The sequence below is a fragment of the Pseudosporangium ferrugineum genome (assembly GCF_003002065.1).
Lineage (GTDB): Bacteria > Actinomycetota > Actinomycetes > Mycobacteriales > Micromonosporaceae > Actinoplanes > Actinoplanes ferrugineus_A.
In genome coordinates this window covers 35,112-51,838 of sequence record NZ_PVZG01000025.1, presented here as the reverse complement: position 1 = coordinate 51,838, position 16,727 = coordinate 35,112, and the positions used below count along the sequence as shown (strand labels likewise).

Annotated in this window: 11 protein-coding genes; all 11 read right to left on the bottom strand. The window is 71.4% G+C overall.

Features of this window, described 5'->3' with window-relative positions; translation table 11 throughout:
• Positions 1–24 precede the first annotated feature (24 nt).
• The 11 genes from CLV70_RS33920 to CLV70_RS33865 all read right to left on the bottom strand — a co-directional run bounded on the left by CLV70_RS33920 (position 25) and on the right by CLV70_RS33865 (position 16,663).
• Positions 25–1,404: a SigB/SigF/SigG family RNA polymerase sigma factor gene (locus CLV70_RS33920; protein WP_158277887.1), complete on the bottom strand. Its 1,380-nt coding sequence runs from the start codon at positions 1,402–1,404 to the stop codon at positions 25–27.
• A gap of 276 nt (positions 1,405–1,680) precedes the next feature.
• A complete protein-coding gene (locus CLV70_RS33915) occupies positions 1,681–2,700 on the bottom strand; it encodes a S1C family serine protease (RefSeq protein ID WP_106130711.1) in 1,020 nt (339 codons plus the stop codon).
• 337 nt (positions 2,701–3,037) lie between these two features.
• Positions 3,038–4,852 carry a glycoside hydrolase family 15 protein gene (locus CLV70_RS33905; protein ID WP_106130709.1) on the bottom strand — a complete coding sequence of 605 codons (1,815 nt, stop codon included), beginning with the start codon at positions 4,850–4,852 and terminating at the stop codon, positions 3,038–3,040.
• A 14-nt stretch (positions 4,853–4,866) separates the two neighbouring features.
• On the bottom strand, positions 4,867–5,919 hold the full coding sequence (locus tag CLV70_RS33900) for a glucose 1-dehydrogenase (RefSeq protein ID WP_106130708.1): 1,053 nt from the start codon (positions 5,917–5,919) through the stop codon (positions 4,867–4,869).
• A gap of 11 nt (positions 5,920–5,930) precedes the next feature.
• Positions 5,931–7,235: an NAD(P)/FAD-dependent oxidoreductase gene (locus tag CLV70_RS33895; RefSeq protein ID WP_106130707.1), complete on the bottom strand. Its 1,305-nt coding sequence runs from the start codon at positions 7,233–7,235 to the stop codon at positions 5,931–5,933.
• A gap of 76 nt (positions 7,236–7,311) precedes the next feature.
• On the bottom strand, positions 7,312–8,514 hold the full coding sequence (locus CLV70_RS33890) for a cation:proton antiporter (protein ID WP_106130706.1): 1,203 nt from the start codon (positions 8,512–8,514) through the stop codon (positions 7,312–7,314).
• A 60-nt stretch (positions 8,515–8,574) separates the two neighbouring features.
• Complete coding sequence (locus tag CLV70_RS33885; protein WP_106130705.1) at positions 8,575–9,972, bottom strand: sugar porter family MFS transporter; 1,398 nt, start codon at positions 9,970–9,972, stop codon at positions 8,575–8,577.
• Positions 9,973–10,086: 114 nt separating this feature from the next.
• Positions 10,087–11,166 (bottom strand): enolase C-terminal domain-like protein, encoded by a 1,080-nt coding sequence (locus tag CLV70_RS33880; RefSeq protein WP_106130704.1) that lies wholly within the window; start codon positions 11,164–11,166, stop codon positions 10,087–10,089.
• Positions 11,154–14,237, bottom strand: coding sequence for an FAD-binding and (Fe-S)-binding domain-containing protein (locus tag CLV70_RS33875; RefSeq protein WP_106130703.1), 3,084 nt, complete (start codon positions 14,235–14,237; stop codon positions 11,154–11,156). Before CLV70_RS33875 ends, CLV70_RS33880 begins: the two co-directional genes overlap by 13 nt.
• Positions 14,234–15,997, bottom strand: coding sequence for a thiamine pyrophosphate-dependent enzyme (locus CLV70_RS33870; RefSeq protein WP_106130702.1), 1,764 nt, complete (start codon positions 15,995–15,997; stop codon positions 14,234–14,236). Before CLV70_RS33870 ends, CLV70_RS33875 begins: the two co-directional genes overlap by 4 nt.
• A gap of 126 nt (positions 15,998–16,123) precedes the next feature.
• Positions 16,124–16,663 (bottom strand): hypothetical protein, encoded by a 540-nt coding sequence (locus tag CLV70_RS33865; RefSeq protein WP_146164255.1) that lies wholly within the window; start codon positions 16,661–16,663, stop codon positions 16,124–16,126.
• Between the last annotated feature and the right edge of the window lie 64 nt (positions 16,664–16,727).

Here is a 16,727-nt window from a genome sequence, read left to right as displayed (position 1 = left end):
CCCCGCCTCGGACGGGTGCCCGCGTCAGGGAGCGCGGGCCCGGACGTCCCGCGGTGCCATCACCGCCCTCGCGCGTCTGCCGCACTGCGGCAGACGCGACAGGCACCGCGCCGACGGGATGGTGAGCGCCTCGACGGTCTCGGGCGCCGCCGGTTCCCTACCGGGCCATGGGTGCCGCTGCACGACGGATGCCGTCGCCGGACGGGCCGGCTGGACGGCAGGACAGGCGGCGGGGTGGGCAGCGGGCGACGTGAGCGGCCGGCAGGGCACGAGCCGGGTCACACCGAGCCGGCACAGCAGGTCGTAGAGACCCGCCGGCACGTTGACCACCCGGATGCGGGCGCCGCCGGCTCCGGCAGCCCGGTAGGCATGCACCAGTGCCTTCGCCATCCCGGGCCCCGCACCACCGGCACTGCGCAGATCGACCACGACGCGTCCACGGCCAATCCGGACCGCGGCGTCGACCAGCGCCCTGCCCAGCAGCGCAGTATCCGTCTCGCCCTCGACAGTGACCACGATCGCCTGCCGGGTGTCCGTCACGGCGATCCCGGCGGCCGAATACGAAGCTTCGGCGGGCGTGTCCGCGGCATCGGTCAGGTGCAGCCGGAGCCGGTCCAGTGTGCGTCGCAGCAGGCGGGAGACGTTCATCTGGGACATGCCGAGAGCGCCGGCGATACGTTCCTGCGTCGCTCCGGCGAAGAAGTACTGGCTCAGGATGTAGCGATCGCGGTCCGGCAGGTCACGCACCAGGTCACGCAGGGCCAGCCGATCGCAGAGGGAGACGAGGGCGTCGTCCTCGGCGCCGACGAACTCCTGCCGCTCGCCGGCGTCGTCATCGGCGGACACCCGCTTGTTCAGCGAACCCACGTCGTAGACCGCTGCGGCGCCGAGCGCCTCCAGCACCTCACGTTCGTCCAGGTCGAGTGCGGCGCCGAGCTCGGCCGCGGTGGGCGCGTGCCCCAGGCGCTGCGTCAGGTCGGCACGTGCCTGCGTGACGACGAGATACCGTTCCTGCAGGCGGCGCGGGACGTGCATGTCCCAGCCGTGGTCGCGGAAGTGCCGCTTGACCTCGCCGGTCACGGTGGGGATCAGGTAGCCGAAGAACGGCTTGCCGCGGCCGGGGTCGAACCCGTCTACCGCCTTCAGCAGACCGATCGCGGCCACCTGCCGCAGGTCCTCGGCGTCCTGGCCCCGGTTGCGGTACCGGTGGGTCAGCCGGATGGCCTGCGGCAAGTTCAGCTCGACGATGCGGTCCCGGGTCCGGCGGCGTTCGGTGTCGCTGAGGGTGGGTTCCTGCAGGCGCCGGAACAGGACCTCCGTCTCCCGTTCCGTGTCGTCCACGGGCCGGCGCGGCACCTCCTCATCACGGGTGAGGTGCCGGGCGGCGACATGGTGCAGCGTCACGTATGTCCTCCGTTGACACGGAATGCCGCTCCGGGCAGGCGGGGGCGACACAGGTGGTGGGGTGGTGGCCGCCGAGCGTCGGCGGCCGGCCGACGGAGACAAGCGGGCCGCGCTGCGGCCGCCGCTGCGACATCGGCTGTCATGCTCGTCCGGCGGGCACGCCCTTGCGGACGCATGGCGCCGTGAATTCGACGCCGCGGAGACGAGCTTCGCAGCGGCCCAGTTCCCATCCGAACGGGAACCAAACCTCGTGCCTGATCGAAATTGGTGTCGCGCTCACCGCGACAGAGTGCCGAGGGTGATCGGGAGATCGGTCACCGTGCCACCGCGGTTCACCTTCACCGTCACCCGGTCACCCGGCTTGACCGTCCGCAGCGCAGCGTAGACGTCACCGACCGTCTCGACGGTGGTGCTCTGGAAACCGACGATCACGTCGCCGGTCCGGATACCGGCTGTCGCGGCCGGGCTGCCCGGCTGGACCTGCCGGACCACGGCCCCCGCGGTCACGTCCATGCCGAGAGCCCGGGCAACCTCCGGGGTCACGGAGGTCAGCACCACGCCCAGGAAGGGATGGGCGACCTTGCCGTTCTTCAGCAGCTGGTCCGTCACGTCGACGACGGTGCTGGCCGGGATGGCGAACCCGAGGGACACCGCACCGGCCGCCGGCGGGATGTACGCCTCGTTCACACCGACGAGACGACCTTGCGCGTCGAGAAGCGCGCCGCCGGAGTTGCCCGGTGAGATCGGCGCGTCCGTCTGGATGAGGTCCACCAGGGGGCGGCCGCCGGTGGTGGAGGCCGGGATCTGCCGGCTGACACCGGAGATGATGCCCTTGGTGACGGTGTTCTCGAAGCCGAGCGGGCTGCCCAGCGCCAGCGCGGTCTCCCCCTGGCGGGGCAGCTCCTGCCGCACGGTGACGGCGGGCAGGTTGTCGCGGCCCACCTTGACCACCGCCAGGTCGGTGAGGTCGTCGGACCCGGTGACCTGCCCGGGGATCTGGGTGCCGTCGGCGAACGACACCTGCACCCGGGTGGCCGAGCCGACAACGTGAGCATTGGTCACGATCACTCCGTCGGCCCGGTAGATCACCCCGCTGCCCAGTCCCTCGCCGGTGTGGATGGTGACCACCGAAGGTTCCATCGCGGAGACGACGTCGACGATGGCGTCGGGCTGGGCGGCGGCCGCTGACGCCGACGCGGCCGGGGCCGCCTCGGGAGAGTCGTCGGTGCAGCCTGCGCTCACGGCTACGGTCACCGCCGCGGCCATCGTTGCGGCCGCCAGTCGCCTCGTACGCATCAGGTCTCCTCCTTGATCGGACGCAGACGGCGCGTCTGCCGTCGGCGCGGGTCCTGCCCGGGAGGCGTCGTGGTGGACGCTCGGTTCTATGACGGTCCGATGACAGTCCGGCGACGGCGGGTTCTCGTGGCGCGTCGCCCACCCCGACCGGCGAGCACCACCAGACGGATCGCATAGGCGACCGCGAGCACGGCCACGGCGGCACCGGTCATCCCGTGGCTCCGGATCAGGAGCGGCGCCAGGCAGATCAGCGCCGCGGCGAGCGCCAGCCGGTGCCACGCCATGCGCGCCGCGGCCCGGCGGAGGCGGTCGCGCCGTCGCTCCGGCCCCTCCGGTGTCACCGGGACGGCCGGCGGGTCTGCTGGGCGGCGGAGTCCGCCGAGGTCTGCGTCGGCGTGCCACTGAGCAGCCGGGCGGAGTTGACCAGGCCCACGAGGCTGAACGCCTGGGGGGTGTTGCCGAGCTGATGCCCGGATGCCGGGTCGTACTCCTCCGACAGCATGCCGACGTCGTTGCGCAGGTCCAGCAGCCGCTCGAACAGCTGTTCGGCGTCGTCACGACGGCCGATCGCGTGCAGCGCGTCCACCAGCCAGAACGTGCACGCCAGAAAAGCGCCCTCGGTGCCCGGCAGCCCGTCCACGTTGTCGTGTCCCGGGCGGTAGCGCAGGACGAAGCCGTCCTGGCAGAGGTCACGCTGCACCGCCTCGACAGTGCCGACCACGCGCGGGTCGGTGGGCGGCAGAAAACCCACTCGCGGGATCAGCAGCAGGGCGGCGTCCAGCGCGGGGGAACCGTACGACTGGGTGAAGGTGTTGCGGTCGGCGTCGAATCCCTTGGCGCAGACCTCGGCGTGGATCTCGTCCCGGGCCGCCCGCCACCGGTCCACCGGACCGTCGAGCCCATGGCGTTCCACGGCGGTGACCGCGCGGTCGAAACCGGCCCAGGCCATGACTTTCGAGTGTACGAACTGCCGCCGGTCGCCCCGGACCTCCCAGAGACCGTTGTCGGGTTGCCGCCACTCGCCCTCGAGGAAGTCGAGCAGCGCCCGTTGCAGGTCCCACCCGGCATCCGTTGATGCGATGCCTGCTTCCCGCGCCGTGTGCAGGCCGTCGAGCACCTCGCCCCAGACGTCGAGCTGCAGCTGCCCGGCGGCGGCGTTGCCGATCCGGACGGGCGTCGAGCCGCGATAGCCGCTCAGCCAGTCGGCGGTGTACTCGGGCAGGCGCCGGGTGCCGTCCAGGCCGTACATGATCTGAAGATCGGCAGGGTCGCCGGCAACCGCGCGCAGCAACCATTCGCGCCACGCCTTCGCCTCGGCGACATAGCCGGTGCCCAGCAGCGCCTGCAGCGTGAACGTGGCATCGCGCAGCCAGCAGTACCGGTAGTCCCAGTTGCGTGGCCCGCCGATCTGCTCCGGCAGTGAGGACGTGGCCGCGGCGACGATCCCGCCCGTCGGCGCGTACGTGAGCGCCTTCAGCAGGATCAGGGAGCGCCGGACGATGTCGGACCATCGGCCGTCGTAGTCGCATCGGCCGATCCACTCGTGCCAGTACCGCTCGCTGTCGGCGAGAGCCGCGACGGGGTCGACCGGTTCCGGGCGTGGCAGATGCGACAGCTGGTACGTCAGGACGAAGGGCACCCGTTCCCCCTCGCCTACGGTGAACTCCGAGGCGGTGGCGCGGTCCCGGCCGTGCAGCGGGGCGTCGGTGCGCAACCACACGGCATCCGGGCCCGCGATGGCGCTCAGGTCGCGGCCCTGCCGGCGCACCCAGGGCACCACCCGGCCGTAGTCGAAGCGCAGGACGAGGTCCATACGCATCGGCACCGCCCCGGAGACGCCTTCGACGATCCGCACCACGTCCGCGGCTTCTCCCCGCGGCGGCATGAAATCCAAGACTCGAACGACGCCGTCGGGCGTCTGCCATTCCGTCTCCAGCACCAGCGAGTCGCCGCGGTAGCGCCGGCGCGCGTCACCCCCGCCGGTCGGGGCGATGCGCCAGTGGCCGGCGGACTCGTCACCGAGCAGCGCCGCGAAACAGGCCGTTGAGTCGAACCGCGGCAGGCACAGCCAGTCGATGGACCCGTCACGGCCGACCAGGGCGGCCGACTGCAGGTCCCCGATGAGCGCGTAGTCCTCGATGTGTCCGGTCATGGCACGCACCCCCTTCACGCGGACAGGTCGAGGACGACCTTGACGTCGTCCGGTCGCGCCTCGAGCGCGTCGGCGAAGCGCTCCAGCGGCACCCGCCGGGTGATCAGCCGCGAGAGCCAGTCGATGTCCGCCTTGGCCAGCGCGTCCGCCGCGGCGGCGTAGTGGCTCAGGTTCGCGTTCACCGAGCCCACGACGACGTCGTTCTCCAGCACGATCTCCCGGTTGGCCGCGCCCACGTCGACCGCGATCTTCCGGCCGACCGGCGACACGCCGGTCAGGCAGACGATCCCGTACGAGGCCGTGCCCGCCATCGCCTCGAAGACCAGGCTCGACACCCCGGTGGCCTCGATGATCACGTCGGGTTGCACCCGCTCGGTGACCTCGGCCATGCCGGACGAGTGATACTGCGCCCCGAGCGCCTTGACCGCCTCCGGCTTGGCGCCCTCCGTGGCGAGGTCGAGCACGTGCACGTCCAGCCCGCGTTGCACCCCCAGCAGCGCCGCCAGCAGGCCGATCGGCCCCGCGCCGGTGACCAGGACGCTGCGGGGCTCGAACCACGCCCGGGCGCCCACCTTCTCGACCTGTTCCCACGCCTTGGCGACGACGGTGGTCGGCTCCATCAGCACGCCGACGTGTTCCAGCGCGGGATCGAGCTTGACCGCGAAGCCGGTCTCGACGGCCCACGCCTGACTGCCGTATCCGTCGATCTCCTTGATGCCCCGCTCGGTGTACTTGCCGTTGCGGCACATGTCGAACTCATGGTGGGCGCAGGCGCCGCAGGGCACCGGGTCCGGCCGCCGGACCACTCCCACGACCAGGTCGCCCGGGGCGAACCCGCTGCCGGAAGGAGCGGTCCGTACGCGGCCCAGCGACTCGTGGCCCAGCACAAGCCGCTCGCGGCCGGGCGGGGCCCAGCCGTACTCCCCGGCGGCGATCTCCCGGTCGGTGCCGCAGATGCCCAGGGCCAGCCCGTCGACGAGCATCTCGCCGGGGCCTGCCTCGGGGTCGGGCACGTCGCGGACCTCGGCGGAGTTCGCCTCCAGGGGCCGGACGGTCAACGCTCGCATGGTGATCCTCCTCAGCGGGACGGGTGGGCCAGTTCGGGGGCGTCGGTGTCCAGCGGGACCGCCGGACCGGGAACCAGGCCCAGCTGCACGGCCGGCCGGGATCCGACGGCCGTGAACAGCCAGTCGGCCGCCGTACGGAACCGGTTCGCCGGCAGCGCGCTCAGGTGGTAGCCGCGGGTGACGACGCGTGCGGCGAGGCCGGACAGCGGCAGGTGCAGCGGGTTGGCCGCGGCCTGCCGGCCACCGAGGTCCACGACGAAGCCCAGGCCGCGGTGCCGGTACGGACGCCGCCGTCCCACCCCGTACGAGGCGGCGATGTTGTCCCCGGCCAGCCGCCCCTGCCGGACGGCATGCTGAGCGGTCATCGGCGTCGGCTTCCCCGGGCGGGCGGGGTCGGGTACGGCGGCGGCGTCGCCGCAGGCGAGGATCTCCGGGTGCCCGGGGACGGCCAGGTACTCGTCGACCTCCAACCGGCCCTCGGTCATCGGCAACCCGGTGCTCTGCGCCAGCGGGTCGGGGCGCACCCCCACGCACCAGACGAGCGTGCGTGACTCCACGAAGCGCCCGTCGGTGAGCTTGACGCCGGTCGCGGTGGCCACGGAGACCGACGTACCCATCTCGACCTCGACCCCCCGCTCCCGTAGCACCCGATCGGCGGTGGCCGAGAGGCGTTCGTCCATCCCGGGCAGGACCTGGTCGGCGGTGTCCAGCAGAAGCCACCGGGGACGGGTCCCGGCCAGCCGCGGGTGGCGCTTCAGCACGTCCCTGGTGAGCAGCTCGATCTGCGCGGTCACCTCGGTGCCCGTGTAGCCGGCGCCGACGACCACGAACGTCAGCCGGGCGGCGCGTTCGGCCGGGTCGGTGGCGGCGTCGGCGAGTTCGACCTGGCGGATCACGTGGTCGCGCAGGTGCAGTGCCTCCGGGATGCCGCGGAAACCGTGGGCGTGGTCGGCGACGCCGGGGAGGGGCAGCAGCTTGTTGACGCTGCCCGCGGCGAGCACGAGCCGGTCGTAGCGCAGCGTGCCCTGCTCTCCTTCCGGACCGGTCCACGACACGGTCCGGGCGCCGACGTCCACGCCGTGCGCCTGGCCCAGGACCAGCCGGATGCCCGGCAGAGTGCCGGTCAGCGGGACGGTGACCCGGCGGGGATCCAGAACGCCCCCGGCGACCTCGGGCAGCAGCGGGAGGTACAGGAAGTAGTCGGTGGGGTTGAGCAGCACGACCTCGGCGGCGCCCCGGGCGCGGTGCAGCAGTGTTCTGGCCGCGTGGAACCCGGCGAATCCACCCCCGACGACGACGATCCGCGCCCGCGCCATCCGACGCCCCTTCCCGTACCGGTCATGACGACCCCGCGCCTACCCCGCCGCGGAACGCGGAAACGCGGAGCGGCTTTCAGGTCCGCCCGCCGCGGTGCAGCATCCCGTGCCAGGTCGGTGTCTCCACCTCCGAGTCGAACTCCCGTGCCACCACCACGTCGGTGGAGGAGTGCAGCACGATGGACACCACGATGGTCAGCGCCACGAGATGGAAGATCTCGTTCGCCTGCGCGATGCCCGATTCCAGCACCAGCAGGCCGTAGACGACCGAGGCGAAGCCCTTCGGCCCGAACCACATGGCGGCGGCTTGCTCCCGCATGTCCAGCCCGGAGCCCCGGAACGACACCCACAGCGCCACCGGGCGGGCGAGGAACAGCGCGAGGAAGGCGAACACCCAGCCTTGCCAGGAGATGTCGTCCAGGAACTCGGCCGAGATCAGCGCACCGAAGACCAGCAGCGCGGCGAGCTTGAGCAGCTCGGCGACATTCTCGCCGAACTGCGCGAACGCCTGTCGCTGCCCCGGTCCGCACGTCGCCACGGTGATGCCGCCGGCGAACCCCGCGAGGAACAGGTTGGCATGGGTGACCTGGGCGAGCGCGAGGACCAGCAGGCCGATGGCCACGCCGTTGAGCGGCTCGTACGCCGACGAGGCGGCGAAGAGCCGGGACCGCTCGAGCATGATCGCGGCCATCGGGACCATCACGCCGATCGCGATGCCGCCGACCACCTCGAGGCCGAGATGCGCCAGGTGCAGATCGTCCGACCCCGCTGCCAGCGCCAGGAACACGATGACGAAGGGCAGCGCCAGGCCGTCGTTGACCCCGGACTCGACGTTGAGCAGGTGCCGCAGCCGTCCCGGCACCTTGTCGTTGCCGACGAGCGCGGACGCGAACACCGGGTCGGTGGGGCTCAGGATCGCGCCGATGAGGAACGCCTCGGGCCAGGGCAGGCCGACGAGCCAGTGCGCCGCCAGCGCCGTGACCAGCAGGGTCAGCGGCAGTCCCCAGCCCAGGGCCCGGCCCGGCAGCTTCCACGCGCTGCGCAGATCGCCCCAGCCGACCCGCATGCCGTCGGTGAACAGCACCGCGAACAAGGCGAGCTCGGCGAGCGTACCCACGATCGGCGAGTCGGGGTGCAGGTTCAGGACGCCGGTCGTGTCCTCGCCGAGCACGAAGCCGGCCACCAGGAACAACACCGCCGTGGACAGGATCGTGCGCTTGGCCAGCGCGGACACCAGGACGGCCAGGAGCAGCACCCCGGCGAACACGAGCAGCAGCAAGACGGTCTCCGCTCTGAGCGAGATCGGGTGGGCATTCCTCGCGGCCGGCTCCGGCAGCGGTCAACGGCCGGCTTTCGCGGGCTCGGCTTCGCCCTGGTCCGCGCCCGCATCGCGTTGGATCTCCTCCAGCGAACGCCCCTTGGTCTCCGGTACGCGCCAGGCGAAGAAGGCCACCGCGACCGCCGCCATGACGGCGTACACCAGGAAGATCCCCTGGCGCGTGATGGCGCCGGCGAGGGTGAGGAACGTGGCGGAGACGGCGAAGTTGGCGAGCCAGTTGGTCACAGTCGTGAGGCTCATCGCTCTGCTGCGCAGCCGCTGCGGGAAGATCTCGCTGATCATCAGCCAGAAGACCGGGCCCAGGCCGACGGCGTACCCGGCGATGAACACCAGCAGCGAGACCAGGGCCAGCCACGGCGCGCTGTCCTGCAGGCCGGAAAAGCCGAAGTACGCGGCCAGTCCCAGCAGCGCGATTCCCGCCACGACGGTCCCGATGATGAGCAGCGGGCGGCGTCCCACCTTGTCGAGCAGCAGAATCGCGACCACGGTGAAGACCACGTTGGTCAGGCCCACGGTCAGGGTCTGGGTGATCGCGTTGCCGGCGCCGAGGCCCGTCTGCTGAAGGATGGTGGGTGCGTAGTAGATGACGGTGTTGACGCCGACGATCTGCTGGAACAGGGCCAGCCCCAGTCCGACCATCAGCAGGGTGCGCACCGGTCGCCGGACCAGGTCACGCATCGACGTCTGCCGCGCCTCCTGGGAGCTGTCGCGGATCTGATCGAGTTCCTCGCCGATGTCGGTGTCCGTGCCCTCGCGCAGCCTCTCCAGCGCCTTGCGGGCGTTGTCGTCCTGGCCCTGTTCCATCAGCCAGCGCGGCGTACGCGGAACGGTCAGCATGCCGACGGCGAGGGCGGCACCGGGTATCACCGCGATGCCCAGCATCCACCGCCAGTCGCCGGAGACGTCCTTGAAGAAGTAGTTCACCAGGTACGCCACCGCGATGCCCGTGGTGACGGCGAGCTGGTTGAAGGAGGTGAGGCCGCCCCGCGCCTTGGGCGGGGCCACCTCCGAGATGTACATGGGACTGACGAACGACGCCGTACCGACGGCGAAGCCCAGCACGGCGCGGGCGCCGATCAGCATCGGGGCGTTCACGGCGAACGCGCATCCCAGGGCGCCGATGACGTACACCGAACCCGAGATCACCTTGGTCCATTTCCGGCCGATCCTGTCGGTCAGCCAGCCGGACAGCAGCGCACCGGCGGCCGCGCCGAGCAGCAGCACCGAGACGATCGCCTCCTGCTGGAACGAGCTCGCGTCGAAGTCCCGCTTGATGTACAGCAAGGCGCCCGAGATGACGCCGGTGTCGTAGCCGAACAGGAAGCCACCGATCGCCGCGATGGCGGCCACCCTGGTCACCACGCCGTTGGCCCGGAGCTCCCGCAGGAAGGTCAGCATCGTCGGCCCCTTTCGTCGCGGCCCGCGTGTCCTCCCCCGGCCACGAGCCGGCCAAACGCCCGGACGGCGCGGGTTCCGGCGTGGGGCCGACCAGGACAACGGATCCGCCGTTCGCTACGCCGAGCGCCACCGCTCGGCGTCGCCGTGGCGGAACGTCAGGCCGTTGCCGGGCGCGTCCCGGTTGACCGGCGCCGTGCCGCCATCGGCGTCGACCGCCCCGGCGAAGAGCATCCGCTCGATGCGGACGTGGTCGTGGAACCATTCGAGATGCCGAAGGTTCGGCGTCGCGGCGGCCACGGCCAGGTGCTGATGCGGTGCGCAGTGCCCGGACACCTCGAGTCCGTGCGCCGCGGCGACGGCGGCCGCGCGCAGGAATTCGGTGATGCCACCGCAACGGGTGACGTCGATCTGCAAGCAGTCCACGTACGGCGCCATGCGAGCGAAGTAGACGAGATCCCAGCCGTACTCCCCCGCCGCCACGTCCGGCTCGACGGCGTCGCGGACCAGCCCGAGGCCCGGCAGGTCGTCGGAGCTGACCGGCTCCTCGTACCAGCGCACGTCGAGCTCGCCGGCCGCGTGCATCACCCGGACCGCCTGCTTGCGCTGGTACCCGCCGTTGGCGTCGACGAACAGCTCGGCGTCGCCGACGGTCTTGCGGGCCGCCGTCATGCGGGCCAGGTCCCGGTCCACGTCGCCACCCCAGGACTCCCCGATCTTGATCTTCACCCGGGGGATGCCCTGCTCATGCACCCAACGGGCGAGCTGGGCGTGCTGCCGCTCGGCGTCGTACGTGGTGAACCCGCCGCTGCCGTAGACCGGGACCGCAGGCCGCGCCGCGCCGAGCAGCCGGGCCAGGGGCAGACCGTGACGGCGGGCCTTGAGGTCCCACAGCGCGTTGTCGGCGGCCGAGAGCGCGAGCCCGCCGATGCCGGGGCGCCCGGCGTTGCGCAGCCGCCGCTGCATCGCCGCCCACGCCGCCGGGATGTCGTCCGGGTCGATGTCGGCGACCACGTCGGCGAGCATGCCGGTCACCACCCGGGCGGCCTCCGGCGGACCGTACGTCCATCCCAGACCGGTGGTCTCGCCGTCGCTCGCCTGGACCAGCACCAGCGTGGTGCTGGTCCACGTCATCGTCCCGTCGCCCTCGGGTGCGTCGGTGGGGACGGTGTACGCGGAGGTCGTCAGCGTAACCATCGCCGCGCTCCGTATCCGGCCGCGGCGACCAGGGCACCCGCGACTGCGGCGGTGCTCAGGAAGCGCGCCGGACGCGACGGCGCCTTCGGGCGGTCCGCCCACCGTTTCTCCGGTACGCCGGTGCCGTCGTCGCCGTCGAGCCCAGCGCTCAGCAGCTCGGCGAGGTGCACGCCGCGGCGGCCGCCGGAGTCGCTCTGGTCGACCTGGGTACGGCAACTGAACCCGTCGGCGAGGATCACGTCGGTGGGCGCGGCGTCGCGTACGGCGGGCAGCAGCACCCGTTCGGCGCAGGCCTCCGAGACCTCGTAGTGGCCCTCCTCGAAGCCGAAGTTGCCGGCCAGCCCGCAGCACCCGGAGTCGAGGACGTCGGCGTCGACGCCTGCGTCGGCCAGCAGCTGTGTGTCGGCCTCGTACCCCATGATCGCGTGGTGGTGGCAGTGTGTCTGGATGTGCGCCTTACGGCTCACACGGGGCGCTTGCCAGCCGGGAGTGTGCGCGGTGAGCAGTTCGGCGAGCGTGACCGTCTGCCGGCGCAGCCGTTCCACGTCCTGATCGTGCGGGAACAGCTCCTCGGCGTCGCCGCGGAACACCGCGGTGCAGCTGGGCTCCAGACCGAGAATCAGGCTCCCGGCGCGCAAGTGGGGGCGCAGGATGTCGACCGTACGCATCAGCACCCGCTTGGCGACGTCGAGCTGCCCGGTGGAGATCCAGGTGAGCCCGCAGCACACCTTCTGATCGGGTACGACCACCCGCCATCCGGCGTCCTCGACGACGCGCACGGCGGCTCGCGCGATGCCGGGGTCGAAGTGGTTGGTGAACGTGTCCGGCCACAGCACCACCTCACCGCGCTCGCCGTTGCCGCGGGGCGTCCGGTGGGCGAACCATTGCTGGAACGTCTCCGCGGCGAAGACCGGCACCTCTCGCCGCGTGTCCGCCCCGGCTGCCTTCTTCGCCACCCATGCCAGCCCGGGCGCCTGCGAGAGCAGATTGACCAGGCGCGGCGCGGTGGCGGCCACGGCGGCCGCGGCCACCGGCAGCCATCCCATCGAGTAGTGCGCCCGGGGGCGCAGCCGGCCCTCGTAGTGGTGGGACAGGAACTCGGCCTTGTACGTGGCCATGTCCACGTTGACCGGGCAGTCGGCCTTGCAGCCCTTGCAGGCCAGGCACAGGTCGAGGGCGTCCTTGACGGCGTCGGAGCGCCATCCGTCGGCGATCGCGCCGCCGCGTGCGGTGCCGTCCAGCATCTCGAACAGCAACCGCGCCCGCCCCCGGGTGGAGTGTTCCTCCTCGTGGGTCGCCATGTACGAAGGGCACATCACGCCACCCTCGTGCCGGCGGCAGCGTCCGACGCCCACACAGCGCAGCACCGCCCGGTCGAAGCTTCCTTCGTCGTTCGGGTACTGAAAGGTTGTGGCCACGTCGCCGTGGTTGTAGTCCACCCCCAAGCGCAGCTGACCGTCCAGCGGGTTGGGGGCGGTCACCTTGCCGGGGTTCATCCGGTCGGTGGGGTCGAAGATCGCCTTGAACTGCCCGAAGGCGCGTGCCAGGTCGTCGCCGAACATCTTCGGCAGCAGCTCGCCACGGGCCTGCCCGTCCCCGTGCTCGCCGGAGAACGACCCGCCGTAGCGCACCACCAGGTCGGCGGCGCGCTCGATGAACGACCGGAACGTCGCGACGCCGTCGCTGCTGGTCAGGTCGAACGGGATGCGGCAGTGGACGCAGCCCTGGCCGAAGTGGCCGTACAGGGAGGTCTGGCCGTACCCGTAGTCGTCGAACAGCGCCTGCAGATCGCGCAGGTAGTCGCCGAGGTCGTCGGGGCTGACGGCGGAGTCCTCCCAGCCGGGCCAGGTGTCGGGCAGCCCGGGCACGCGCGCGGTGGCGCCCAACCCCGATTCCCGGACGAGCCACAGCTGCCTCTGGTGCCGCTCGTCGTCGAAGAAGGCGACCCGCCGGTCGTTGCGGTCGAGGTCCAGGGCGGCGAGCATCCGGTCCGCGGCGGCGTCGACCTCGTCCTTGGTGTCGCCACCCATCTGCACCATCAGGTACGCCCGTCCGTCCGGCAACAGGTCGAGCGCGCCGGGATGCAGGTGCTTCTCCCGCTCGAAGTGGATCAGGTGGTGTTCGATGCCCTCGAGCGCGATCGGCCGGTGCGGCAGGATGGCCGGCACGGCGTCGCCCGAGGCCCCGACGTCCGGGAAGCCGATCATCACCAGGCCGCGGACCTTGACGATGGGCACGAGCCTGAGCCGGGCTCGCAGGACGGTCACGCAGGTGCCCTCGGTGCCGACCAGAGCCTGCGCGACGTGGAAGTTCTTCTCGGGCAGCAGGCTGTCGAGGTTGTAGCCCGAGACCCGGCGCGGGATCTTCGGGTACCGGGTCCGGATCTGGGCCAGGTACCGGTCTCGAAGGGCTCGCAGCTCACGGTAGATCTGCGCCGGCCGCCCGCCGGCGGCGATGATGTGCTCGTACTCGTCGTCCGGGGTCTCCCCCACCCACATGCGGGTGCCGTCGTAAAGCAGCACCTCCAGCTCGACGATGTTGTCGACGACCTTGCCCGTGCGCTGGGCGGTCGCGCCGCACGAGTTGTTGCCGATCATCCCGCCGAGCGTGCAGTGATTGTGCGTGGCCGGCTCGGGGCCGAACTCCAGGCCGGTGTCCTTGAGCTGGTCGTTGAGCAGGTCGAGGACGATGCCCGGCTCGACGAGGCAGGTCCGGTTCTCGGCGTCGACCTCGAGCAGCCGGTGGCAGTACTTCGACCAGTCGATGATCACGGCGACGTTGGTGCATTCGCCGGCCAGGCTCGTGCCGCCGCCCCGGGACGTGATCGGAGCCCCGTACCGGCTGCACACGGCCACCGCGGCGGCGCCGGCCTCGACCGTGCGGGGTACGACCACGCCGATCGGCACCTGCCGGTAGTTGGAGGCGTCGGTGGAGTAGGCCGAGCGGGACCCGGCGTCGAAGCGGACCTCGCCGTCCACCTCGGCCGCCAGGTCCCGTTCCAGCGCGGCGACGTCGATGTCGCTGATCTGCGAAACACGCACCACCGGGTCCGGGAGCTTGACGGCGGTCATGCCCGCAGCTCGTTGATCTTGTCGCGGACCACGGTGCTCAGCGTCGCCATCTTGTGCGGCTGGCCGCGCAGGAACGCCTCGGTGAAGTGCTTGGCCTGCTCGTACTTGATCTTGCCGGGCATCGGCGGCTCGTTGGGGTTCACGTCCACGTCCACCAGCGCCGGTCCGGGATGTGCCAGCGCCTCCGCAATCGCGCTGCGGACGTCGCCGGGCTTGCTCACCTTGGCGCCGTACGCCCCGCAGCCGCGCGCCCACGTGGAGAAGTCGGCCTCGGGCTGCCGGTGCCGCACGGCGTACTCGGGATAGCCCAGGATGATCTGCTCCCAGAGGATCTGCCCGTACGCATTGTTGTTGTTGACGACGACCTTGATGGGCAGCTCGTGGCGCACGGCGGTCAGGAACTCGGCCATCAGCATCGCGAACCCACCGTCACCGACGTACGCGATCACCTGCCGGCCCGGGAAGGCGTGCTGCATCGCGATCGAGTACGGCAGCCCCGGCGCCATCGTGGCGAGGTTGCCGGACAGGTAGAACTCCCGGCCGCCGCGGATCGTCCAGTGCCGCGCCGACCAGGTCGCGATCGTGCCCGAGTCACACGTGAGGATGGCGTCGTCCGCGGCGAGCTCGTCGATCACCCCCATCACGTACTGCGGAGCGATCGGGTCACGGCTCTCGTCCTGCAGGGCCGTCATGTCGGCGCGCCAGGAGTCCATCTCCTTGCGGTACTTGGCCAGGAACGAGCCGTCCCCGCCGGTCAGCAGCGGCAGCAACCCCTGCAGACCCTTCTTCGCGTCCGCGGCGATCGGCGCGTCCACCGGCAGCCGCAGCCCGATCAGGGTCGCGTCGGAGTCGATCTGCACCACCTTCACCTTGCCGGGCTCGGGAAGATACTTCCCGTACGGGAACGACGTCCCGACCATCAGCAGCGTGTCGCACTCCTCCATCGCCTCCTCGCTCGGCTTGGTGCCGAGCAGGCCGAGGCCGCCCGTGGTGACCGGATGGTCGTCGGGAACGACCATCTTGCCGGGCAGGGTCTTGACGACCGGGGCGCCGAGCTTCTCCGCTACCGCGATGACCTCGTCGCGGGCATGCTTCGCGCCGATCCCGACGAGGATCGCGGGCTTCTTCGCCGCGTTCAGCACCTCCGCGGCCGCCCGCAACTCGTTCTCGCCGGGCGGAAGCTGCGGCCGGTCGAGGAACGGCATGCTGGCCGGCGGCCGGCCTGGCCCGACGTGCCGGTACGGGTCCTCGCCGATCTCCGCCACCTGGATGTCGGTGGGGAAGGTCAGATGAGACACGGTCTGCTTGACCAGCGCGTTGCGGATCGCGAGGTCGACCACGGCGGGGACCTGCTGCGGGTTGGTGATCATCAGGTTGTACTCGGCGACGTCCTGGTACAGCCGGTCGAGGTGCACCTCCTGCTGGTAGCGGCTGCCGAGCACCGACGTCTCCTGCATGCCGGTGATGGCCAGCACGGGCATGTGGTCGAGCTTGGCGTCGTACAGGCCGTTCAGCAGGTGGATGGCGCCGGGACCGGACGTCGCCGCGCACACCCCCAGCCTGCCCGTGGCCTTCGCGTAGCCGGTCGCCATGAAGGCGGCGGCCTCCTCGTGGTGCACGAGGATGAAGTTGATCTTGTCGGAGTGCCTCCGGAAGCCTTCCATGAGCCCGTTGATGCCGTCGCCCGGCAGGCCGAACACGGTGTCCACTCCCCAGGCGATCAAGCGCTTGACCAGGCTCTCGCCCACGATCTCCGCCATCGGTGATCCCTTTCGTTGCGCAGTGAAGACAACTGGCGTCGTCATCGGCACCGGCGGCGGCCCTACCCGGGCCGGCGAGCGGCAAACGGCCGGGTGCCGCCGGTCTGCGAGCGGTCGATCGACGCGCTATCCGACCGGGACGGTGAGCTGATCCGGGTGCGCGACGTCCACGTAGAAGCCGCCGATGGACAGGCCTACCCGGAAGGGCACGCCCTTCCCCCGGCCGGCGTCGGTGACGCGGACGGTGGTCTCGATGGTCTGGTCGTCGGCCGGGCGCTGCCGGACGCCGCGGATGGCTTGCAGGTCCGGAGTCAGGTCGCGGCTCGTCCGGCCGGTGACGTGCTCGAGGATGACCCGCAGGGTGGTCCTGCCGTCCGCGTCCGACCCCGCATAGGCCACGAGGTATCCGGGGCGCTCACCCGCGTAGGTGAACGTCAGGCGGTCGAAGCCGTCCTGGTCCTCGGCTCGGACGCCGGTGAGTCGTGCGGGATGCGTGGCATCGGCGGCCCCCGGGGCGCGACGGGGTATCAGCTGCCATTGCGGTCCGGCCACGTCTTCGTCCGCGCGTTCCGGCGATGCGGCACATCCGGCGAACCCGAACACCAGAGCCGGCATCAGCACTGCCGCGGCCACCATCCGGCCCAACCACGCCGTCCACCGCCTCATGCTCGCGACCGTAGGACACCTCGTCGGCGGAATGCGCACGGACGCGTCTCAATTCCGTGACCGC